The 21230-nt window shown below is 69.3% G+C and carries 18 protein-coding genes and 1 pseudogene; 10 read left to right on the forward strand and 9 right to left on the reverse strand.

What is annotated here, in order from left to right:
* Nucleotides 1-35: 35 nt before the first annotated feature.
* Complete coding sequence (locus FHU40_RS08645) at nucleotides 36-689, reverse strand: 50S ribosomal protein L25/general stress protein Ctc (RefSeq protein WP_183591803.1); 654 nt, start codon at nucleotides 687-689, stop codon at nucleotides 36-38.
* 425 nt (nucleotides 690-1114) lie between these two features.
* Between FHU40_RS08645 and FHU40_RS08650 the strand changes: the two genes are divergently transcribed.
* Nucleotides 1115-1747 (forward strand): acyltransferase, encoded by a 633-nt coding sequence (locus tag FHU40_RS08650; protein WP_183591804.1) that lies wholly within the window; start codon nucleotides 1115-1117, stop codon nucleotides 1745-1747.
* A gap of 286 nt (nucleotides 1748-2033) precedes the next feature.
* Nucleotides 2034-2804, forward strand: a complete 771-nt coding sequence (locus FHU40_RS08655; protein WP_252274733.1) for a response regulator — start codon at nucleotides 2034-2036, stop codon at nucleotides 2802-2804.
* Here FHU40_RS08655 and FHU40_RS29400 read toward each other — a convergent pair.
* Entirely contained in the window at nucleotides 2790-3455 is a 666-nt protein-coding gene (locus tag FHU40_RS29400; protein ID WP_183591805.1) for a LuxR C-terminal-related transcriptional regulator, read from the reverse strand. The genes FHU40_RS08655 and FHU40_RS29400 overlap by 15 nt on opposite strands.
* Nucleotides 3456-3893: 438 nt before the next feature.
* Between FHU40_RS29400 and FHU40_RS29405 the strand changes: the two genes are divergently transcribed.
* The 4 genes from FHU40_RS29405 (at nucleotide 3894) to FHU40_RS28885 (ending at nucleotide 8579) form a co-directional block, all read left to right on the forward strand.
* Entirely contained in the window at nucleotides 3894-5315 is a 1422-nt protein-coding gene (locus FHU40_RS29405) for an ATP-binding protein (protein ID WP_183591806.1), read from the forward strand.
* On the forward strand, nucleotides 5312-5998 hold the full coding sequence (locus tag FHU40_RS29410) for a response regulator transcription factor (RefSeq protein WP_183591807.1): 687 nt from the start codon (nucleotides 5312-5314) through the stop codon (nucleotides 5996-5998). The genes FHU40_RS29405 and FHU40_RS29410 overlap by 4 nt, the downstream gene beginning before the upstream one ends.
* A 380-nt stretch (nucleotides 5999-6378) precedes the next feature.
* Complete coding sequence (locus tag FHU40_RS08675; RefSeq protein ID WP_183591808.1) at nucleotides 6379-7713, forward strand: exopolysaccharide biosynthesis polyprenyl glycosylphosphotransferase; 1335 nt, start codon at nucleotides 6379-6381, stop codon at nucleotides 7711-7713.
* 242 nt (nucleotides 7714-7955) lie between these two features.
* Nucleotides 7956-8579 carry a LuxR C-terminal-related transcriptional regulator gene (locus tag FHU40_RS28885; protein WP_183591809.1) on the forward strand — a complete coding sequence of 208 codons (624 nt, stop codon included), beginning with the start codon at nucleotides 7956-7958 and terminating at the stop codon, nucleotides 8577-8579.
* Nucleotides 8580-8597: 18 nt separating this feature from the next.
* Here the strand turns inward: FHU40_RS28885 and FHU40_RS08685 are convergent, their stop codons facing one another.
* The 4 genes from FHU40_RS08685 to istA form a co-directional block, all read right to left on the reverse strand.
* Nucleotides 8598-9569, reverse strand: coding sequence for a ribose-phosphate diphosphokinase (locus FHU40_RS08685; protein WP_183591810.1), 972 nt, complete (start codon nucleotides 9567-9569; stop codon nucleotides 8598-8600).
* 44 nt (nucleotides 9570-9613) lie between these two features.
* The gene (gene glmU, locus FHU40_RS08690; protein WP_343057790.1) at nucleotides 9614-11092 is read right to left on the reverse strand and encodes a bifunctional UDP-N-acetylglucosamine diphosphorylase/glucosamine-1-phosphate N-acetyltransferase GlmU; all 1479 of its coding nucleotides are present in this window, start codon (nucleotides 11090-11092) and stop codon (nucleotides 9614-9616) included.
* A 660-nt stretch (nucleotides 11093-11752) separates the two neighbouring features.
* Nucleotides 11753-12547 carry an IS21-like element helper ATPase IstB gene (gene istB / locus FHU40_RS08695; protein WP_183591811.1) on the reverse strand — a complete coding sequence of 265 codons (795 nt, stop codon included), beginning with the start codon at nucleotides 12545-12547 and terminating at the stop codon, nucleotides 11753-11755.
* Nucleotides 12544-14088, reverse strand: a complete 1545-nt coding sequence (gene istA, locus FHU40_RS08700; protein ID WP_064075337.1) for an IS21 family transposase — start codon at nucleotides 14086-14088, stop codon at nucleotides 12544-12546. Before istA ends, istB begins: the two co-directional genes overlap by 4 nt.
* A gap of 132 nt (nucleotides 14089-14220) precedes the next feature.
* Between istA and FHU40_RS29840 the strand changes: the two genes are divergently transcribed.
* Both FHU40_RS29840 and FHU40_RS08710 read left to right on the forward strand, forming a co-directional pair.
* Entirely contained in the window at nucleotides 14221-14706 is a 486-nt protein-coding gene (locus tag FHU40_RS29840; protein WP_425490163.1) for a DUF4365 domain-containing protein, read from the forward strand.
* Nucleotides 14703-15782 (forward strand): hypothetical protein, encoded by a 1080-nt coding sequence (locus FHU40_RS08710; protein WP_183591813.1) that lies wholly within the window; start codon nucleotides 14703-14705, stop codon nucleotides 15780-15782. The genes FHU40_RS29840 and FHU40_RS08710 overlap by 4 nt, the downstream gene beginning before the upstream one ends.
* Nucleotides 15783-16069: 287 nt before the next feature.
* On the opposite strand, the gene FHU40_RS28115 is transcribed toward FHU40_RS08710, so the two are convergent.
* Nucleotides 16070-16306: a helix-turn-helix domain-containing protein gene (locus tag FHU40_RS28115; RefSeq protein WP_221199532.1), complete on the reverse strand. Its 237-nt coding sequence runs from the start codon at nucleotides 16304-16306 to the stop codon at nucleotides 16070-16072.
* 304 nt (nucleotides 16307-16610) lie between these two features.
* On the opposite strand from FHU40_RS28115, the pseudogene FHU40_RS08720 reads away from it, so the two are divergent.
* Nucleotides 16611-17800, forward strand: a pseudogene (locus tag FHU40_RS08720) (IS3 family transposase).
* A 342-nt stretch (nucleotides 17801-18142) separates the two neighbouring features.
* Nucleotides 18143-18571, forward strand: a complete 429-nt coding sequence (locus FHU40_RS08725; protein WP_183591814.1) for a hypothetical protein — start codon at nucleotides 18143-18145, stop codon at nucleotides 18569-18571.
* On the opposite strand, the gene FHU40_RS29415 is transcribed toward FHU40_RS08725, so the two are convergent.
* Together FHU40_RS29415 and FHU40_RS08735 are read right to left on the reverse strand one after the other, a co-directional pair.
* Entirely contained in the window at nucleotides 18565-20607 is a 2043-nt protein-coding gene (locus FHU40_RS29415; protein WP_183591815.1) for a bifunctional DNA primase/polymerase, read from the reverse strand. The genes FHU40_RS08725 and FHU40_RS29415 overlap by 7 nt on opposite strands.
* Complete coding sequence (locus tag FHU40_RS08735; RefSeq protein WP_183591816.1) at nucleotides 20604-20939, reverse strand: hypothetical protein; 336 nt, start codon at nucleotides 20937-20939, stop codon at nucleotides 20604-20606. The genes FHU40_RS29415 and FHU40_RS08735 overlap by 4 nt, the downstream gene beginning before the upstream one ends.
* Between the last annotated feature and the right edge of the window lie 291 nt (nucleotides 20940-21230).

The following is a 21230-nucleotide window of genomic DNA, read 5'->3' on the forward strand; positions in this document are numbered from 1 at the left end:
TCCGTGGAACAGGTGGTTCAGCAGCGAGCGGAGGGTCACCCCTCCGACGCGGCCTCGCCCTCAGCACCGGCGGCGGGAGCCTCGGCCTCCTCGCGCTCGATGCCGGCCTCGGCCTCGGCGGCCTCCAGGTCGGCCTCGAGGGCCTCGGCGGAGACCTGCTGGGTCACGTTGACGATGAGCGTCTCCGGGTCGGTCAGCAGCGCGCTGCCCGCCGGGAGGGTGAGGTCGGAGGCGTGGATCTGGGTGCCGACCTGGGCGCCCTCGATGTCGACCTCGATGTACTCGGGGATGTGGGTGGCCTCGGCCTCGAGCTGGACGGTGGCGTTCTCGGTGACGACCAGCGTCTCCCGCACCGCCTCGCCGACCAGGTGCACGGGCACGTCGACGGTCACCTTCTCGCCCTTCTTCACGGCGATGAAGTCGACGTGCTCGAGGTGGCGCTTGATCGGGTCGATCTGCACCTGCTTGGTCAGGGCCAGCTGGGTCTTGCCGTCGATGTCGAGCTCGAGCAGCGCGTTCGCGCCGCCGTTCTTGAGCGCCATCATGGTCTCGTGGCCCGGCAGGGTCACGTGGATCGGCACGTTGCCGTGCTCGTAGATGACGGCGGGCACCTTGTCCTCGCGGCGGATGCGCCGGGCGGCGCCCTTGCCGAACTCGGTGCGGGCCTCGGCCTTGATCTTCTCGCTCATCGCGACTGCTACTCCTCGTACGTCCGGCTGTGCTGGTGCTTGCGTCTCGGGGCCTCGGCACGACAGTGGTCGGAGGCGAACCCGGAGGCCCAGCCAGCCCTGTCGATCACGGTGCCCGCGTTCACGGACTCCCTCGCCGAGGCAACCTGAGCAGCCTAGCCGCGACCCGCTGCGGATCGGAAATCCGGCCCTGGCACGCGTCGCCGGGGGGTGGTTTCGAGGCTCGGGCCTGGCGGCCCTCACACCTCAACCACCGTCGCCCGACACCGGTGGTTGAGGTGCGACGAGCGCCAGCGAGGAGCCTCGAAACCACCACCGCGGACTACCCGATCGTGGGGACGGGGCCGGAGGTCGTCGGTCCCGACTATTGGGGAGCGGGACGGCCCCCGTCCACAACTGACTCGATCGTGCCGTCTCATGGCGACATGACGACGTCCCCAGTCACCCGGGTCCAGGACACCGCCGACATCGACCCCGACGCCACCATCGGCGCCGGCACGATCGTGTGGCATCTGGCCCAGGTGCGCGAGCACGCGACCGTGGGCAGGGACTGCATCGTGGGCCGCGGGGCCTACATCGGCCCGGGAGTGGTGATCGGGGATCGGTGCAAGATCCAGAACCACGCGCTGGTCTACGAGCCTGCGTTCGTCGAGAGCGGCGCCTTCATCGGGCCGGCGGCCGTGCTCACCAACGACTCCTTCCCGCGGGCGGTCACGCCCGAGGGCGTGCTCAAGACGGCGGCCGACTGGCAGCCCGTCGGCGTCCACGTCGGCGCGGGCGCGTCGATCGGGGCCGGCGCGATCTGCGTCGCTCCGGTGAGCATCGGCCGGTGGGCCATGGTCGCCGCCGGGGCGGTGGTCACCAACGACGTGCCCGACTTCGCGCTGGTGGTCGGCGTGCCCGCGCGCCGGATCCGTTGGGTCGGACATGCCGGAGTGCCGCTCGAGAACGTCGGTCGCAACACCTACTGCTGCCCGGTGACCCAGCGCCGCTACGTCGAATGGCGCGGCCGGCTGGAGGAGCAGGTCATCGACGAATCCCACCGCGCCGAGTATTGATGATGACCCGCGCACCCGGCGGCGCTGATACTCGACGAAGGACTACCCCGAGCTGGTTCGCCAGCCGGTCGGCCCATCCACCCACCTGCGCGGAGCTCGCCCCCACCCCCGATGATGCGGGCGCCCGGCAGTCGACGCCGTCACCCCATGGGCGACGTCGGATGGCGACCGGCTGGCGAACCTTGGGGCCCCGGCTGCCCCTCCCGAGGAGGCCGCGTCCCGAAGATGGGGTATCCGCAGGTGGCTTCGGCTCCACCGGCCCTCGCCGGTCCGCAGCGTTGCCTTCGTGACAGCGCACGAGACCGACATCCGGCCACCGACCGACACCATCGTCCGGGGCTCCGCCGCCTGCACGAACGGCGCGGCGACACCCAGCGGCCGCGGCCTGCGCCGCCAGCGCGTGCTGCTGATCGACGACCACCCGCTCTTCGCCGAGTCACTGGAGCTCGCGCTCTCGCGCGCCGGCTACGACGTACGCCGGGCCGAGGTGCCGACCAGCCCGGGCCGCTCGGCGAACCTGCTGGCGCAGGTCTCCCGGAGCCAGCCCGGCATCGTGCTGCTCGACCTCGACCTCGGTCAGTTCGGCGACGGCGCCCGCCTGATCCCGCCCCTGGTCCAGAGCGGCTGCTCGGTGATCGTCGTGACCGCCGACCCCGACCGGGCCCGCTGGGGACAGTGCCTCGCTCAGGGCGCACGCAAGACGATCAGCAAGACGGCCCAGCTGAACGAGATCCTCGCGGTCCTGCGCCGCATCGACGCGGGCCTGCAGGTGCTCGCACCCGGCGAGCGGGACGAGCTGCTCCGGGTGTGGCACGAGCGCCGGGCCCAGCACCAGCACATCCGCGCGCGGTTGGACCGGCTGACCGTCCGCGAGGCCGAGGTGCTCGGCAACCTCACCCACGGCCGCACCGTGCGCGAGATCGCGGCCCGCTCGTTCGTCTCCGAGGCGACCGTCCGCACCCAGGTGAAATCGATCCTCGCCAAGCTCGGCGTCTCCTCGCAGCTGGCCGCCGTCGGGCTGGCCCACCAGGTGGGCTGGCAGTCACCCGTCGACTGACGCCGGATCGTCGACCGACCTGGCGATCGCGTGCAGCATCGCCACGGCCCGGAGCTGGGACCGGACGCCGAGCTTGCGCAGCACCGCTCGCACCTGACTGCGCACCGTCGTCTCGGAGAGCCCGAGCCGACGAGCGATCCCCTGGACCCGCACCCCCTCCTGCAGCAGCATCAGGACCTGCAGCTCGCGGGGCGCCAGGCTGTCGAGCCGCCGCTGCAGCTCCCCGTGCCGCGCCTGCACGGCGCGCCACGATGCGACATGGTCGGCGAGCGCCGTCGCCTCCGGGTCCGGCTCGCCCGCGGCCAGTCGACGGATCAGCATCTCGACCTCCGCCAGGGGCATGTTGCTCGGTCGGACCGCCGCGGCGCCGGCGATTTTAAGGCCACCCCACGCCGGACCGGGGGACGATCCGGTGAGTACCAGCCACGGTCCAGACCAGCTCCGGATCAAGGCGCTCGCCTCCGTCATCCTGAGCGACATGTCGACGTCGTACAAGAGGACCGCCACGTCCGCCACGGCGGCTTCGAGCTGCCGTTGTACGGGCTCGACCCGAGGTCCCCGCGGCCAGGTCAGGACGGCGACCCGGAGGCCCCGGCTCGACAGCGCCGCGGCGACCGCCTCGACGACCAGACGCAGGTCGGAGGCGAGCACGACTGCGACGGGCGGATCCGGCTCCGCGGGCGGAGGCGACCCGGCCGACTCGCTCAGGGGGGCGGAAGTGGTCGGCAGCATCGCCGGCCATCGTGACCGGAGCGACGGGCGCTCGCCGCCGCTGGGCGACAAAGTCCCCTGCATTCGGCATGCGGTGAGCCCGCTCGTGGGGACACAGTGGAACGGCAGGGCGCCCTCCCCGGCGTACTCGGGCACGAGGGGCGGTCGAACGCGGCCCATTCCCATCCCCAATCTGGGGGATACATCGCGAAGCCGGTCGAGATCCTCACCCGCCGCACGCGATATTGACGCAGTCTGGAACCACGCAGTCCGGACATGGCACAGCGGGGATCCGCTGTGGGGGGACGCCGGCCGGGGGGCCGGCAGGATTTCCGGGGGACCCGCCTCGTCGCAGGCCCACGGGTTGGGGAGGGCACGGTGACACACGACGGAGCCGTCCGCTCTGCCGCCGCGGCCTGCGGGGCAGTCCTGATCGTGGCCGCGCTGACGGTCGGGGACGCACGAGCGGGAGCCGACGCGATCGAGGCGACGGCCAACCTGTTCATGTTCGCGTCCTCGGTGGCCGTGCTCTGCGCGGCCGTCTTCTTCTACATCCACTGGCACATAGCCCAGGACCAGGCGATGGCCTGGCTGGTGACGGCGACCGCCACGTTCGCTCTCCAGGAGCTCAGCTGGCTGATGCGCATCTCCGGCGACGACGTCACCGGGCCCGCGCAGTCGACCTGGGCCGCCCTGTTCCAGATCGCCGTCACCGTCGCGCTCGTGACCATGGTGGTCTCCGGAGACCGGCTGCCCGTGCGCTACGACCCGCTCGCCGTCGGCATGCCCTTCGGGCTCGCGCTGATCCTCACCCGGATGGCCCTGCTCGAGCTGCCCTTGCCGGCGCCCTCGGCCATCGTCTCCGTCGCCGCGTTCGCGGGGCTCGGCGCCGTCGGGATCTGGACCGCCGTGCGGATCCTGCGCGCCCGCGTCCTCGCACCCGACCTGCGGCACCGGATCGCGATCGCCGCCGTGTTCCTGGCGATCGGTCAGGGCTCCGCGATGGCGGCCGGGACACCGCCGTCGCTCCTGTTCGTCGGCGCCCTGTCCAACGCGGTCGGTGCCGCCATGCTGCTCGCCACCGCGGCCGGCCGGGCCAGGTTCGCGATCCTCGACGAGGCGTCGGCGCTGCGCATCCTGCGCGGACAGCTCGAGGTCGCGGAGCAGGGTCTGCACACCGACCAGGCCCGGCTGCACGAGATCCGCAGCACGCTGGCCGGGATCGCTACCGCCACCGAGCTGCTCCATCGCGCGGAGATCAGCGTGGCCCGGCGCGAGCAGCTCCACGACATGCTCGCCGCCGAGCTGCGCCGGCTCGACCGACTCGTCGACGATCGGTCACTGATCGCTCCCGGACCCACCGAGCTCGACCTCGCGCTGCGACCCGTGGTGGTCCGGCACGAGGCCGACGGGCTGCCGATCCGATGGCGCCCGAGCGGCCACGTCGTCATCGCCCGCCCCGACGACGTCGCCGAGATCGTCAACGTCCTGCTCTCGAACGCCCGCCGGCACGCCGGCGGGCCTGTTCGACTGGAGGCCAGCATGGTCGGCGACGACGTCGAGGTATCGGTCGCCGACAGCGGTCCCGGCGTCGACCCCGAGGTGCGGCCACGGCTCTTCACCTGGGGCACCCGCAGCTCCAGCTCGCCCGGGGAGGGTGTCGGCCTGGCCACCGCCCGACTGCTGGCCGAGCAGCTCGGCGGTCACCTCGACCTCGACCCGGCACCCGACGCCGGTGCCCGGTTCGTCCTCTCGCTCAAGGCCGCTCCCCTCTCCGCAGCTCAGGACTCCCACCGGTGACCGGCCCCGCACCGCGCAGCCAGCTCAAGCTCCTCATCATCGAGGACCACACGCTCTTCGCCGAGTCGCTCGAGCTCGCGCTCAACCTCGAGGGGTACGACGTCCAGCGCTTCCCGATCCCCGAGGAGGGCGGCGCCCAGGCCGTGCTCGCATCCGTCGTCCGGATGCGACCGCGCATCGTCCTGCTCGACCTCGACCTCGGCGGTGTCGGCGACGGCGTCCGCCTGATCACGCCGATGGTCAAGGCCGGCGTCAACGTCGTCGTCGTGACCGCCTCCAACGACCGGGCCCGGTGGGGCGAGTGCCTCCGGCACGGGGCTCGCAAGGTGCTGAGCAAGTCGCAGCCGCTCAACGAGATCCTGTCGACCGTCCGCCGCATCAACCAGGGCCTCCCCGTCATCGACCGGGAGGAGCGGGAGGCGCTGATCAGCCACTGGCACGAGCAGGGCCTCGAACGGGTCGCCCTGCAGCGCCGACTCGCGCTGCTGACCCCGCGCGAGGAGGCCGTGCTGGGCGAGCTCATGCAGGGCCGCACCGTGCGCGACATCGCGAGCAGCAGCTTCGTCTCCGAGGCCACCGTGCGCACCCAGGTCAAGGCGATCCTGTCGAAGCTGGAGGTCTCCTCCCAGCTCGCCGCCGTCGGCATCGCCAACACCGCCGGCTGGCAGCCACCGCGCCGCTGACCGCGCCGCTGCTCGCCGCCTGCCGACCGCCCTGCTCAGGGGCGGCCTCGCCGGCCGGTTCATTCGGTCCGGTTCGGTCCGGTTCGGACCAGTGACGGCCGACGACCGCTCAGGTTGCCTCATTTCGGGCATGTCACGGGAGCGCCCAGTTCCTAGGTTCTCTGGCACAAGGCCTGCACCACCGTTCAACGCTCGGGGAGAGGGTGCCCGGCAGGTCGGACCGCAGGCCGTGGGGGGAGACGACGGTGACATCACTGACGACGGCGGTGCCCGATGCGCACCGCGCGGAGCCAGGGGCTTGGGTCGGGATCCGGGGTGACGCGACCACCGACGCGACGGGTGCCGCGACCGGCAGGACCGGGCGCAGCCTGCGACCTCTGGTGCCCCTCCTCGACCTGGCCACCGGCGCCCTGGTCCTCTCGGTCCTCCTGGTGCTCGCCGAGGTCACCGCGACGGCCGCCGAGCCGCGGCTCGCCGTCGAGATCCTGCTCGCCTGGTGCCTCGCCCTCGCCGGGTCGGGCGCCTGGACCGCGGCCGACCGGCCCGCGGGTCTCAAGGCGGTGCTCCGGGCCGGGGTCGTCCTCGGCCTGGCCTTCTGGGTCGCGGGCGACGTGCTCGCCCCGCAGCTGCCCGCGGCCGGCCAGGTCGGCCTGACCGCGGCGCTGGCGCTGGCCGCAGCGGTGCCGCGCCTCGTCGCCGGCACCCGGCCGCTTGCCGTGGCGGTCGCGGGCGACCTCGCCGACATCGGCGCCCTGATGACCGAGCTGCGCCGCGAGCGGCGCAGCCGGTGGCATGTGACCTCCCTGTGCGTCGCCCCCGACGACCCGGTCGCTCTCTCCGACGCGATGGACCTCGAGCTCTGCTCGGTCCCGCTGTGGCTGGGCGCAGACGCCGTCGTCGACGCCGCGCGAGCGACCGCGGCGCGCGCGGTCATCGTGCTGCCCGGCCGGTCGCTGGACCCGGCCGCCGTACGCCGTACCTGCTGGAGCGCCCAAGAGGCCGGCCTGGAGGTGTTCGTCGGCACCGGGCTGCTCGACGTGGCCCCGCACCGGGTCCAGCACGTGCCCGCCGGCGTCCTGGGCCTGGCCCGGGTGCGGCCCGCCACGGGCCCCAGCACGGCTCGGGCCGTCAAGCACGCGGTGGACCGGGCGCTGGCCGGCGCCGCGCTGCTCGTGCTGCTCCCGGTGCTGCTCGGCATCGCGCTGGCGATCCGCTGGGACTCCCCCGGCGGCGCGCTGTACACGCAGCGCCGCACCGGGCACCGCGGAACGCCGTTCACCATGTACAAGTTCCGCACCATGCGCACCGACGCCGACCGGCTGCTCGAGACGCTGGAGCAGCACAACGAGTGCGACGGCGTGCTGTTCAAGATGCGAGAGGACCCCCGGATCACCCGCATCGGCAGGATCCTGCGGAAGTACTCGCTCGACGAGCTGCCGCAGCTGATCAACGTGCTGCGCGGCGAGATGTCCCTGGTGGGCCCCCGTCCAGCGCTCCCCGCCGAGGTGGCGCGGTACGAGCTGGACCCGCGGCGGCGGCTGGCGGTGCTGCCCGGGCTGACCGGGCTGTGGCAGGTGTCGGGCCGCTCCGACCTCAGCTGGGAGGAGTCGGTCCGCCTCGATCTCCACTACGTCGACAACTGGTCGTGGACCCTCGACCTCCGGATCCTGGCCCGCACGGCGGGAGCCGTGCTCGGCCATCGCGGGGCATACTGATCCGGACCGGACCTGTCTAGACCGCACCGAGAACGTCCGGCCAACCGGCCGGCACGCCCTTGACACCCGTGCTAGCCAAGGACTAGTCCGGGTAGGACGACTGGGCGATGTCCGGCCTGGGGGTCTCGCCCCGGGGTCGGGCACTCATCCTCAGCCGATCGGGGGATCACATGACAGCGACGGGACAACATAGGAGCCATCACGGTCGACCACGGGTGGTGGTGACGGGCCGGTTCAGGCTGGTGGTGGAGACCATCGGTCGCTCCCTGGCGCCGGCGGCACGGATCGTGCCCATCCCGCTGGAGACCTGCGCATCGATGAGCGGCGCCCGCGACGCGGTGCTGCGCGCGAAGGCCGAGCTGGTGGTGATCGTCGCCGCCGATGCCGTCGACGCGCACGACCTGGTCGCCGACCTCGCCGGCCGGGGCCAGCGTGTGGTCGTCGTCAGCCAGCCGGGTGACCGGGCGGAGTCGGCGGAGCTGGTCGGGGCGGGCGCGGTCGCAGTGCTGGGGTCCGGCGGGGTCGCCGAGGTCCGCGAGCTCGTCGACCGGGTCGCACGTACGCCGGGGGCGGCGCCGCGCCCGGCGACCCACGCGCCGGTCCCGGACCGCGCGCTCACGGCCGAACGGCGCGCGCGACGCAACCTCGGCCGGCTCACCCCTGCGGAGGCCCGCATCCTGTGGCGCCTCATGCACGGCAGCTCGGTCGCCGAGATCGCCCAGGCCCACGTGGTGTCCGTGGAGACGGTGCGCAGCCAGATCCGCGCCCTGCTCGCCAAGCTGGAGGCCGGCTCGCAGCTGGCCGCCGTCGCCCTGGCCTGGCGGGTCGGATGGACCCCGGCCACCACGGCGGTGCCGGCGGCCTAGACGGCAGGAAGTGACCGCTCAGGCGTGCCCGTCGAACATCGAGGTGACCGAGCCGTCCTCGAACACCTCGCGGATCGCGCGCGCCACCAGGGGGGCGATCGAGAGGATCGTCAGCTTGTCGAACTCGCGCTCGGGCGGGATCGGCAGCGTGTTGGTCACGATCACCTCGACGGCCGGGCAGTTCTTCAGTCGGTCGACGGCCGGGTCGGAGAGGATCGCGTGGGTCGCCGCGATGATCACGCCCGCGGCGCCGTCGTTCATCAGCGCCTCGGCGGCCTTCACGATCGTGCCGCCGGTGTCGATCATGTCGTCGGTCAGGACGCACATCTTGCCGGCGACCTCGCCGACGACCCGGTTGGCCACCGTCTCGTTGGGGCGATCGGTACGGCGAGTCTTGTGGATGAACGCCAGCGGGGCCCCGCCGAGCTTAGCCGACCAGCGCTCGGCCACCTTGATCCGGCCCGCATCGGGCGAGACCACGGCGAGCGACTGGTCGCCGTACTTCTCCTTGACGTAGTCGGTCAGGATCGGCAGCGCCATCAGGTGGTCGACCGGCCCGTCGAAGTATCCCTGGATCTGGTCGGCGTGCAGGTCGACGGCGATCAGCCGGTCCGCACCGGCGGTCTTGAAGAGGTCGGCCATCAGCCGCGCCGAGATCGGCTCGCGGCCGCGGTGCTTCTTGTCCTGCCGGGCGTACCCGTAGAACGGCATGACCACCGTGATCCGCTTGGCGCTCGCCCGCTTGAGGGCGTCGACCATGATCAGGTGCTCCATGATCCACTCGTTGATCGGCGCCGTGTGGCTCTGGAGCACGAAGGCGTCGCAGCCCCGGACCGACTCCTCGTAGCGCACGTAGATCTCCGAGTTCGCGAACTCGTACGCCGCGGTCGGCACCAGCTCGGTGCCCAGCAGCCTCGCGACCTCCTCCGAGAGCTCCGGGTGGGCCCGGCCGCTGAAGACCATCAGGTTCTTCTCGGTGGTCTTCTTCATTCCGGTCACGGTGTGCCGCTCCTCGGTCGCCGGAGAGTGTTCACTCAGGATTCTGCCACGCCGCCGTCGTCGTCTCGTCGGGCACCCAGCGCGTCCTCCGCGGCCCGGGCCTGGGCCGTGCCCGCCCGCTTGTGCAGCGCCCACTTCTCGATGTTGCGCTGCGGACCGGCGGAGACCGCCAGGGCGCCCGGCGGGACGTCCTGACGCACGACGGTGCCGGCCCCGGTCGCCGCACCGTCGCCGATCTCGACGGGCGCGACGAAGGTGTTGTTGGACGACGTCCGAGCGTGCCGGCCGACCTTCGTGCGGTGCTTGTTCACCCCGTCGTAGTTGGCGAAGATCGTGCCCGCGCCGATGTTGGTGCCCTCGCCGATCTCGGCGTCCCCGACGTACGACAGGTGCGGCACCTTCGCGCCGTCGCCGATCACGGCGTTCTTGGTCTCGACGAAGCCGCCGATCTTGCCGCCCGTGCCCAGCGTGGTGCCCGGGCGCAGGTAGGAGAACGGCCCGACGTTGGCCTCGGCACCGATCACGGCGAGCTCTCCGTGGGTGCGCACGACCCGCGCGCGAGGGCCGATCTCGCAGTCCTTGAGCGTCGTGTCGGGGCCGACGACGGCATCCTCACCGACGACGGTCGCGCCGAGCAGCTGGGTGCCGGGCAGGATCGTCACGTCGCCCGCGAGCACGACGTCGGCGTCGATCCACGTGGTCGCGGGGTCCATCACGGTCACGCCCTCGCGCATCCACCGCTCGACGATGCGCCGGTTGAGCTCCGCGCCCATCCGGGCCAGCTGGACCCGGTCGTTGACGCCCTCGGTCTGCATCACGTCGTCGACGGGATACGCGCCGACGGTCAGGCCGTCCTCGCGCGCGATCGCGATCGTGTCGGTGAGGTAGTACTCGCCCTTGGCGTTGTCGTTGCCGATGCGCGGGAGCGCGGTGGTCAGGAAGCCCGCGTCGAAGGCCAGGATGCCGGAGTTGATCTCGCGGACCTCGCGCTGCTCCGCGCTGGCGTCCTTCTCCTCGACGATCGCCTCGACGTCGCCCTCGGCGTTGCGCAGCACGCGGCCGTAGCCGAACGGGTCGTCGACGATGCCGCTGAGGATGCTCACCGCGCGCTCGGCCGCCTCGTGCTCGGCCGCGAACGCCCGCAGCGACTCCCCGCTGAGCAGGGGCGTGTCGCCGTACGCCACCAGCACGGTGCCGGCGCTCGCGCCGGCCGCCTCCACGGCCATGCGGACGGCGTGGCCGGTGCCGAGCTGCTCCTCCTGCACGGCCAGCACCACGTCGGGGAAGCTCGCGCTGATGTGCGCGCTCACGGCCTCGCGCTGGTGCCCGACCACCGCCACCACCCGCCGGGGGTCCAGCGCCTGGGCCGCCGTCAGGACGTGACCGATCATGGTGCGCCCCGCGATGGGGTGCAGCACCTTCATGGTCTTGGACTTCATCCGGGTGCCGCCACCCGCGGCCAGCACGATGACCGTCAGTCCCGTCCCCTGCCCAGCCTGCTGCTCTGCACTCACGCTCCCCGGGTAGGAGTCGAACCTACGTCGCTAATCCTGATTCAAAGACCTGAGACACCGGTCCGGGGACGTCCGGGAGGGTTCGCACCGCCCGGCATAGGAAGGATAGGCCGCTCAGCAGGTCCACGACCGTCCGGCATCGTCCGGGCCATCCGTGACACATCTGTGTCAGGCGCACTACACCCCCGTCCCCCTTCGCACCACCGACTCTGACAACCAACCCCCAACGAACGCCGCGCCCGTCCGATGCCAGATCGGCGGCGTACATGTTGTGACACAACATGCGCCACAGTCGTGCAGTTCGGCGGGCGACCCGAGAGCAGACGCCCTGTCAGCGGCGCGCGGTCTTCCAGTCAGCGCGAACGACCCGCACCCTTGGGCTAGATGAGCGGATCTTCCTGATTTGGCCTCCGTGTATCCCCTATCGTCCGGGCATGACCTCGGTGGGCATGTGGACGCGTCCCGAGGGATTAGACCGACGGCAAGCGTGGTGGGGCGTCCAGTATGTGAGCGCGATCTGCGCGCAGGCCGGTTTGTCAAGGGACAGTAGGAACTGCCCAGGGGCGGTCGTGAGACCTGCCCGCTGACGGTCACGAGAACTGCCCGGTGGTGGCCATGGGATCTGCCCAGTGGGCTTGCGGCCACCACCGACCAGAGCACTCAGCTCAAGGGACTCACCCCTCGGCCGGCGAGTGCCTGGGTAAGTCGCACGGAGTCTCCGCTGGTCTGGCACACGTGGGCGTGGTGCAGTAGCCGGTCGACGGTGGCGGTCGCCAGCGTCTTGGGCATCAGCTCGTCGAACCCGGACGGGTGCAGGTTCGAGCTGATCGCGACCGACCGCTTCTCGTAGGCGGCGTCGACGAGCCGGTAGAGCCCCTCGGCGGCATCCTGGGCGACCGGCAACAGGCCGATGTCGTCGACGACAACGAGATCGGCGCGCAGCACACGGGCGATGGCCTTGGACACCGTGTCGTCGGCACGATGGCGGCGCAGCAGGACCCCGAGGTCTTCCAGGGTGAACCAGGCGACCTTCAACCCGGCCTCGACGGCTTGGTGACCGAGTGCCTCCAGTAGGAACGTCTTCCCGGTCCCCGACGGCCCGCACACGACGAGGTTTTCCCGACGGTGGACCCATTCCAGGGTGCGGAGTGCCTGCTGGGTCGGTGCCGGGATCGAGGATGCCTCGGGCTGCCACGCATCGAACGTCTTCCCGGTCGGGAACCCCGCAGCCGCCCTGCGGGTGGCCAGTGCGGAGCGTTCCCTTCCGGCGACCTCCTCGGCGAACAGAGCCTTGAGCACCTCGGCGGGCTCCCAGCGTTGGGCCTTCGCGGTCGCGACGACCTCCGGTGCGTGGCGACGGATGTGGGGCAGCCGAAGCCGCCGCAAGAGGTCCTCCAACTCGGCCGGCAACGGCGGCGCGGACGCCATCGATGGTGTGGTGGTCTTGGTCGTCATCGGGTCACCTCGTTCCCCTCGCGGCTGTCGTGCTGGCTGTCGTGCTGGCCGAGACGTGCCCATCCGGCGGTGCCCTGGGTCAGCGACCGTTCTTCGCCGGCACGGTGCTCGCCAACAGCGGGTTGCCGGGCGTGGTGGTCGAGGATCGAGGACAGATCGGCCTCGGCGAACCGGCCGTGGACGGCGGCGTGGCCGAGTGCCCAGTCGACCTCGACGGGGTCGAACAGCTTGGCCAGGCTGAGGGCTTCGGCCATCTTGACCCTCATCCGCGGCGTGCCCGCCGCAGCGGCCTCGACCAGCCACAGGCGGGCGCCCTCGCCCAGGTCGAGGAACTCGGCTTCCGCTGGGTTCTTCGCTCGCGGCTGCCGGTTCAACGGACCTTCCGGCTGCGGTGGGAAGTGCTCGTCGTTGATCCTCGGCGTGCCCGGCGTCGCGCGCGCGTGGCGGGCGACCTCGGCGGGTCCGTCCTCGCCGACGTGAACGATGACGACCTCCTCGCCGTCGCCGAGTCCTTGGGCACGAACCCACACCGTGGCGCCGAGCAGGGTGTGTGGCACCGAGTACTGGCCGGACTCGAACATCACCATCGGCGTGTTGCCCGGCACTACCCGGGTGGTGCCGAACGCGACTGTGTGCGGCTGTGTCGGGACCGGGTGTAGCCGTGTCCGCTCTTCGGCCAACATCTCGACCGGTGGCCGCTTCGTGGTCCGGTGAGCCCGGGTGTTGACCTTCTGACAGAACGCCTCACACGCCTCCTCGAGCTCGCTAAACGACGCGTACTCCTCACGCAGGTTGGTGTCCTTGGGCACCAGGTCGGCCTTGCTGATCTTCACCGACGACTCGGTGCCGCCCTTGGACGCCGGATCCGCCGGCACACAGGTGTGGACCACGACCGAGTAGTGCTCGGCGAAGGTGACGAGCTGTCCGTTGCGGACCGGGATCCCGGCGATGTGCTCGGTCGTGACGGTCTTCTCGTTGTCGGTCAGCACGTAGGTCGGCACCCCACCCAACCGGCGGAAGGTCTGGTCCAGCGCGGCGAACACGGACGGCATGGTCTTATCGCGCAGCGCGATCACGACCCGGAACCGCGACCACGCCAGCCACGCCACGAACAGAACCGTCTTGACGCCGTCGACGACAGGTCCGTCGCCGTAGTCGTACTGCAGCCACATCCCCGGCTCGGTGACCCAGGGCCGGTGGACCCGCACATGTCCTGACCGGTATGACTTCTTCACCGATGCGACCGCACGACGGGTGGTGCGCTCCGAACCCTTGTAGCCCATCGCGAGCAGCTTCTCGTGCGCTCTGTCGGCACGGACCTTGCCCTTGGACCGCTCGACCCACTCCTCGACCTTGGGCAGGTACTCATCGATCAACTGCGGCCGAGTCACGGCCTTGTCCAGCTCACCCCCGGCAGCACGGCGGTCCACGTAGTGCTTGACCGTGTGGTGCGAGCATCCGGCCAGCTCGCCGGCATCACGCAACGACCCTGTCAGGTCGTAGGCATCCAGGATTTCCATGATCTCCTCGGCAGACTTCAAGTTGTCCCTCCTCAGGGCGACGGGCGCTTCAGCACCGCCGATCGCACCTGAGGAGGGGCCTCAACCGTCGGAGCCGGTGAGGCAGACGACGTCGTGTCGGGCAGATCCCATGACCGCCACCGGGCAGGTTTCATGTCCGCCAGCGGGCAGTTTCGTGGCCGTCTCCGGGCAGAATTTCATGGCCGCCGACACGGTTACCTTTTCGCTCCAACCCCGGGCGAGGGCGACGTGCACTCGCTTGATGGGCAGGTCGTCATGCGGCCAGGGATCGGCGTCTCCGTGCAAGTGAAGTGCACACACAAGCCGATCACTCGCCAACGGGCTTGGCTGATCAAGTCGGCTTGGCGGAAGAACTGGGAGGAACTCGATCTTCCGGGCTACTTCGTTCAGGTGTCGGTGCCACCAGATACAAAGGACTGGGTGGAGCACCCGGCACAGCCTCGATGGACGACGCTGATGAGGTGCGCGGCGTTCTGGACGAGGATCGACCCGCTCCCGCCCACTCAGAAGACGATCACAGTCACTACGGCCCAGAGGCTGACTGTGGATACGCTCGACATCTGGGCTGCTGATCTTGAGACCGCAGTAACGGGCTTCTCTGGAGGGGGTGCGCCGTGACCGACGCTGCACGATCGGTCGTGCTGGACTATCTCCAGACGCGCGGCTGGCATCGAGAAGACTCCGGTCCCTCCGGTGATCTGTGGACTAGGGGCGAGGCCGTGACCGTGGTCCCGCGCAATCTTGAGGTCGGCACCTCGCCATGGACTCGGCTCGCTGTCGTTCTTGCACAGGCTGACAACGAGTCGGCTGACGACTTGCTCATCTCGTGGCGGAACAGATTGATGCACTCGCTTGAGGTGCGATCCTCGGCAACTCCGCGGACTCGGTCTCTCCCGGGTCGGGTGGAGTTGGAGACACACCTCGATGGGGTAACGGTGTCTGACCACCAGACAGGTGCTTACGACTTTGGGCGCTTCGTGATGCGTACTGCCGATTCGGTGAAGGAACTCGTTAAGGCGTCACTGGGCCTGCGGCATCACTCGCGAAACCTCCTGATTGCAGGCGGAGCGTTGGAAGGCTCTGTGCAGGTGACGTTTCGCGAGCCCGACTGGTCAGACAGTGCCGCCCTCATTCCCGAGGCTCCTGAGACTGCTGAGGGACAGGCGCTCGTATACCTGGCTGGCGTGTTCACGGCAGCCTCTGCGTCTGCCGACGAGCCAGATGCCGACGGATTGCGTTCGCACTTGGTGTCCCTCGATGCGCGAGCGCGCCAGGGCGTCGCGCGCGTCGCAGAGGCGCTATTGGATGGGGGTTGGGTGCTGACCGGAACAATCCGACGCGGGAGCGAGGAGGCAGCCGTTGAACTCGGTCCTCACGCTGCACACATCCTGAGTCTCGTGTCTCGTGAGGGATACGAAGAGGAGAAGACCGAGGCAGTTGCTGGAACGCTTGACGGCTGGGTCTGGTCTGCGTCGGAACTGACTCTAATCACCGATGACAGAGGAACGATCCGGGTCTCCGTACCCATGGAACTGCAGGCAAATGTGGGAGAACTTCACGCGGAGGCACAGACGCGGGTAGCGACTCGACTACGCGTGCTGACCCGTCTCGCAAGCGGAACCCGCGACACGGTTCGCACGACCTACTCCCTCGCGGCTATTGAGCGCGAGTCCCAGCCGACACTCACGGACTGACAACACACGCCCTTCGGTCGAAGCGGTCGAGCCCACCCCGATTGGCGCGGTGACTTTCCGGAGGCCGAGCCACTGCTCTTTGAGCTAATCACCCCCGTCGATCGGTCGACAGACGGGCGAAGGCGTCCACTCAGTGAGGTTCACGTCGCGAGCGCGCAGGCAACCCCCGCCCATTCTTCCCAGTGGCGACGACGGAAGCGCGAGAACCTTGACATCGAGATATGCTCGGGGCGAAGCGAGCCGCAGCGCGAACGGCGAGCGAGCCCCGACGTTTCCAGAAACGCGGATCAGTCAATGCCTGCAAGCAGTCGATCCGCCGAGATACCGAGCGCTTCAGCAATCGCGAAGAGCCGATCGACGGCAAGCGAGTGGTGACCGTTCTCGACATCGACATAGAACGACCGGTCAAGGCCAGCGTCTAGCGCCAATCGCTCCTGCGTGAGCCCGGCCGCGTGTCGTTCAGCCCGAAGGTTCTGTCCCAGTTCGCGCCGCCGTCGGGCGGTTCGTTCAGGCTCTTCGGTCACTTCCCGAACGTAGGAACAGTCCTACGCCTAGTCTGTAGGACTGTTCCTACAAGTTGACATCCCTCATCGAGGGTCGATCAGGAGTAACCGATGTCGTTCGACACCCCGCCCCCACCTCCCGCATCGTCGGGACCTCAGCCACTTGATGATGCGACGCGCCGTGCCTACCTAGCTCAGGCCGTGGCGAACCAGGTACGTCAGGGATCGCGAGTCGAAAGCCAGATGGACTTTCAGGCGGGGCTGATGAACGGATCTGTGACATCTGAGATCGCTTGACGAGTTGTCAGGCTGGAAGGATGTTGCTGTGCCCAAGCCCTACCCCCGCGAGTTCCGTGAGGACGTCGTCCGGGTCGCCCGTAATCGTGGTCCTGGGGTGACGCTGGCCCAGGTCGCGACCGACTTCGGAGTCCACGAGATGACGATCTCGAAGTGGCTTCGTCAGGCTGATGTCGAGGACGGCGTGAAGCCCGGCGTCACCACCGACGAGTCCCGCGAATTGCGTGAGTTGAAGCGTCGCAACCGGCTCCTGGAGCAGGAGAACGAGGTACTGCGTCGGGCTGCGGCTTACCTGTCGCAGGCCCAGCTACCGGGAAAAGGCTCTACCCGCTCGTGAGAGAGCTCGCCGCGGCCGGTGCCCCGCTCCGGGTACCGGTCGCGGTGGCGTGCCGGGTGCTCAAGCTCCACCGCCAGCACTACTACGCCTGGCTCGCCTGCCCGGTCACCGACAGCGAACTCGAGGAGGCCTACCTCGCGAACGCGATCTTCGACGCCCACCGCGAGGACCCCGAGTTCGGCTACCGGCTGCTCTTCGACGAGATCACCGACGCTGGCCACCAGGTGTCCGAGCGGACGGTGTGGAAGATCTGCTCGAGCAACGAGTGGTGGTGCGTCTTCGGCAAGAAGCGCCGCGGGAAGAAGGACCTGCCCGGTGCGCCCGCCCACGACGACCTGGTTCGCCGCGAGTTCACCGCACCCGGTCCGAACCAGCTCTGGCTCACCGACATCTCTGAGCACCCGACCGCGGTCGGGAAGCTCTACATCTGCGCGGTCAAGGACGTGTGGTCCAACCGGATCGTGGGCTACTCCATCGACTCCCGGATGACCTCCCAGCTCGCGGTTGACGCACTCGAGTCCGCCGTCGCCAGGCGCACTGCTGGGGGTGGATCGGTGGCCGGCTGCAAGCTGCACTCAGACAGGGGCGGCCAGTTTCGGAGTCGGAAGCTGCAGCAGTCGTTGTGGCGCCACCAGATGCTCGGCTCCATGGGCCAGGTCGGCTCAGCCGGCGACAACGCGGCCATGGAGAGCTTCTTCAGCCTGCTCCAACACAACGTCCTCGACCGGCAGAAGTGGACCAACCGCGAGGAGCTCCGCATCGCGATCGTGACCTGAATCGAGCGGACCTACCACCGCCGACGACGCCAAGCCCGACTCGGCCGATTGACCCCCATCGAGTACGAAGCCATCATGACCACGCTGGCCGAACAGGCCGCCTAACCGACTGTCACAGATCGGTGCAGCAGCCCCGGCTGTGCTAGTGGATGGCAAGCCGGTCAACCACGTTCTCCACCTGATCCTGACCCTCGTCACCTGCTTCGCATGGGCGATCGTCTGGCTGATCTTGGTCGGAGTTGGCGGAGAGAAGCGCTACAGCCTCAGCGTGGACGCCTACGGAAACGTTCTCCGGTCGTGACGGATCCAGCGCAGGAGGGCCAGTGGCCCATTGGAAGTGTGGCGAACGATCATCTCCGCACGTCGGACGGATGGATTCAACTCGCACGGAAGTCGCGCGCTGACGGCCCGCCTTGGTCGCCGGGCGACGTCGTGGACGGACACGTCATGACCGAGACAGGCACGTGGGTCAGCACCGACGCCACGCACCCGGAGGCCGCCGGTCCGCCACTCCATCCCCTTGCCGCCCCTCCGGCCACCCTGCAGCAACGCTGGCAGCGTCTTTCGCTCGCGGCCAAGATGGAGCGCCTCGGATGGGCGCAGGTGACCAACGGCCTGTGGGCTCGGTGGGACAGCCCGGACGGCGAAGGCAACATCATGGGCGTTACGTGGAAGATGCGAGTGGTCAGTCCGGAGGGTTGTCCCAACGGCGTCTACGTTGAGGCGAATGTTCTGGACACATCGGGCACGGTGGTCGGCTTCACCAACGCAATGCTGCCCTCGCTGGGCGCGAACTCGCAGGCTCTGATGGAACTCTCCACGGCGACAGGCGAGCAGCGAGTCTCCTTGGAACCGACCAAGGCGTCCTGCTACTGAATGGACGACTCCTCGGGGAACATCTCGTCCGGAGTCTTCGGGAGTGCGTAGCGCTTCGCGTGCGACCGGCCCGGGTCTCTGGTCTCCACAACCTCGCCCGAAGCCACCAACGCGGCTAGAACTGATCTGGCATTGTTCTTGTCGAGCCCAGTCACGTTCGCGATCAGGTCCTGTCGGCTCGTCGTTCCGTTGTCGGTTAGGTAGTCAACAACGGCGTGACGCTTGACGATCACGAGTCCGGCGGCCTTGGTCGTGTAGGTCTGACGGCCAGTGGCGGCGTCGAGCAGAAGCGCCCCCTTGTCGATGGACACGCCACGCCCGAGTGCGGAGAACTGACGCGCGGACCGTGCGTCAGTCGGGTCATCCATCGCAGAGAACCACAGAGCGTCGGCGGTACCTTCCAACGACGAATCGCCTCGGGCGCGAACCCTTCCGCCTTCCAATCCGTGCCCCGCGTGGTGGGAGACGTGGACGTGACGAATGCCCGCCTCGTGGGCGCACGCCTTGATGGCATTGAACAGTTCTCCGGTCTGCCTCCACTCGTCCAGACCGAAGGCGTCAACCAGTGGCTTGAGCGGGTCCACGATCAGCACTGTGATGCCATTGTCGGCAAGTGCCGCCGCCCATCGCGCCCGGCCCTGGTCGGTCATCACGTCGAACGCCCGGGCGTTGCCATTCAGTGAGACCGGCAGCACCGCTCCGAGGTCTGCGATGCCCTGACATTCCAGCAGATCAGCCAACGCGTTCTCTGGGTCTTCGAGGTTGACCAGGGCGACCCGCTCACCTCCCGCGCAGTCGAACACCCCGAGGAAAGGCTCCCCGTCCACGAGCGAGCGCGTGAGGTTCAGCGTCAGCGCGGTCTTGCCGGTCTTCCGTTGCGCGACGTGAAGCGTTGTCCCGTCGTAAGGCCACACCCCGTCGATCAGAAACTTGGGCGCGATCCGGGGGCGGGCCAGCACGTTGTCGAGCGTGAGCAATGTTGGCATCGGAGCTGCGTTGGCGGCGTACCGCTCCTGACGCACGCGATCGCCAGCGGCCTCGCGGACAGCAATCCTCCGGACCTCCCGCGCGACCTCACGGTCGAACTTTGCGGCCTCGACATGGGAGCCGCATTCAGGGGCGTCCGTCTCAGAGCCCTCATCGTGTTCCGGCTCCACGTCGAACCACACAATCGGCCCGTCCGGCCGGGCAGCCTCGGCGGCCGAGCGCAGAGTTTTCCTCGCCTCATCCTCCGACAGTCCGCACGCATCGGCAGCCGCCAGCAAGACGGCCTCGGCCTCCGTAGGCTCAATCAGTCCGCCCTTGACCTCTGCGGCGACGAAGAACGCCTGCCTGTTGAGGGTGTCGTTGCGGGTGCCTTCCTGTGCGGCTTCGATATCGGCGCGCGCCTCGTCCAGCGTCACCCGGCCACGGGGCATGGTCTCGGCGGCGTACGACGTTCCGGCAGCCGCGCCTCCGTCGCCACCGGCACCGGCACTGCTGCCCCCGACCTCATCTCCGGTGCTCGGCCGCGTGCCGAACCTGTCCACGAACCACTCGGGGAGTGGAACCGGCTCGCGCCCGTCCTCCTCGGCATAGACGGCACCCGACGCATGCAACGAACCGGGGCCGACGACGTAGCCGCCTACGCCCCGGATATCGACCTCGGCACCCTCTGCCTTCACATGGTTGCGAATCTCGCAGCCACCGGTCGGGGCAAGGTAGTAGAAGTGCCTTCCCCGGCCAGTGGTCACGGTGTAGGTGGGCGGCATCGGGTCCCACCCGTTCGCCTCGCACAGCGCAGCCAGAGCCGCAGCGGCATCCTCGTCAAGCACAACCAGCCTCGCGCGGGCGCAGTCGATCCCGTAGCCGGTCACACGATGCTTGTCCTGCCAGACGGCGAACAGTTCCTCAGCACGCGCGAACGGAACGGTCCACTCGCGCCACTTCACCAAGGGCAACTTGTTCTCCCGTGTCTTAGGATCGCGCCCGACCGGGAACACGAACCACCCGCGCGCGTGTGCCTGCGCCGCTCCGGCGGCAAGCCCGGCGCTCACCGATCACCGCCATTCACAAAGCGCTCGAATGACTCGGTCATCTCGTCGTACTGGGCGCTTGTCTCTAGAGACTCGATATAGGCGTCGCGCACGCCCTCAGTCGTGTTCACCCACGTTTCTCGGTGCAGATCCTCGACCAGCGCCAACAGCATGTCGCGGTGATCCAGCGACAGCGGCTGATCCGGTGAGAACGTGTCTCGCAAGTGGTCGGCAACCTGCGCGATTCGCAGGTCGGCCTCCTGCACGGTCGTGTTAAGACCACGCCGGTGCGCCACCCGAAGACGGCCGGTGGCAGTCTGGACGGACAGGATGAATCGGGTCGCGTTGGTCATTGGTCGCTCCATCTGTAACGGAGCGGCGCGGGCAGCAGAGGCCCGCGCGGAGCAGCGACCAAACCGGACGCGCAGGCTTCTCTATCTGCCTGCGCCGCCCCGGCTCTTGGTGGTCGTGCTCTTGCCGGATCGGTCGCTGCTGAGCCGATTAGAGCATGTGGATGCCGTGTCACAGCAAGCCCCAATTGGCGATAGTCGGTGTCCCTCACTGTCCGATTCGGCTTCCGGGATCACGGACAGCGGCTTGGCTGTCGCTGTCCTCCCGCCTAATGGCGGGACAGCCGACAGCGG

This window comes from Nocardioides soli (assembly GCF_014191495.1).
Lineage (GTDB): Bacteria > Actinomycetota > Actinomycetes > Propionibacteriales > Nocardioidaceae > Nocardioides > Nocardioides soli.

Bases quoted from the DNA above. Each gene is read 5' to 3' on its own strand.
- FHU40_RS08645 (WP_183591803.1), bottom strand. From the start codon at position 689: ATGAGCGAGAAGATCAAGGCCGAGGCCCGCACCGAGTTCGGCAAGGGC.
- FHU40_RS08650 (WP_183591804.1), top strand. From the start codon at position 1,115: ATGACGACGTCCCCAGTCACCCGGGTCCAGGACACCGCCGACATCGAC.
- FHU40_RS08685 (WP_183591810.1), bottom strand. From the start codon at position 9,569: ATGAAGAAGACCACCGAGAAGAACCTGATGGTCTTCAGCGGCCGGGCC.
- istB (WP_183591811.1), bottom strand. From the start codon at position 12,547: ATGACGACCAAGACCACCACACCATCGATGGCGTCCGCGCCGCCGTTG.
- FHU40_RS29840 (WP_425490163.1), top strand. From the start codon at position 14,221: ATGTCCGCCAGCGGGCAGTTTCGTGGCCGTCTCCGGGCAGAATTTCAT.
- FHU40_RS08725 (WP_183591814.1), top strand. From the start codon at position 18,143: ATGACCGAGACAGGCACGTGGGTCAGCACCGACGCCACGCACCCGGAG.
- FHU40_RS08735 (WP_183591816.1), bottom strand. From the start codon at position 20,939: ATGACCAACGCGACCCGATTCATCCTGTCCGTCCAGACTGCCACCGGC.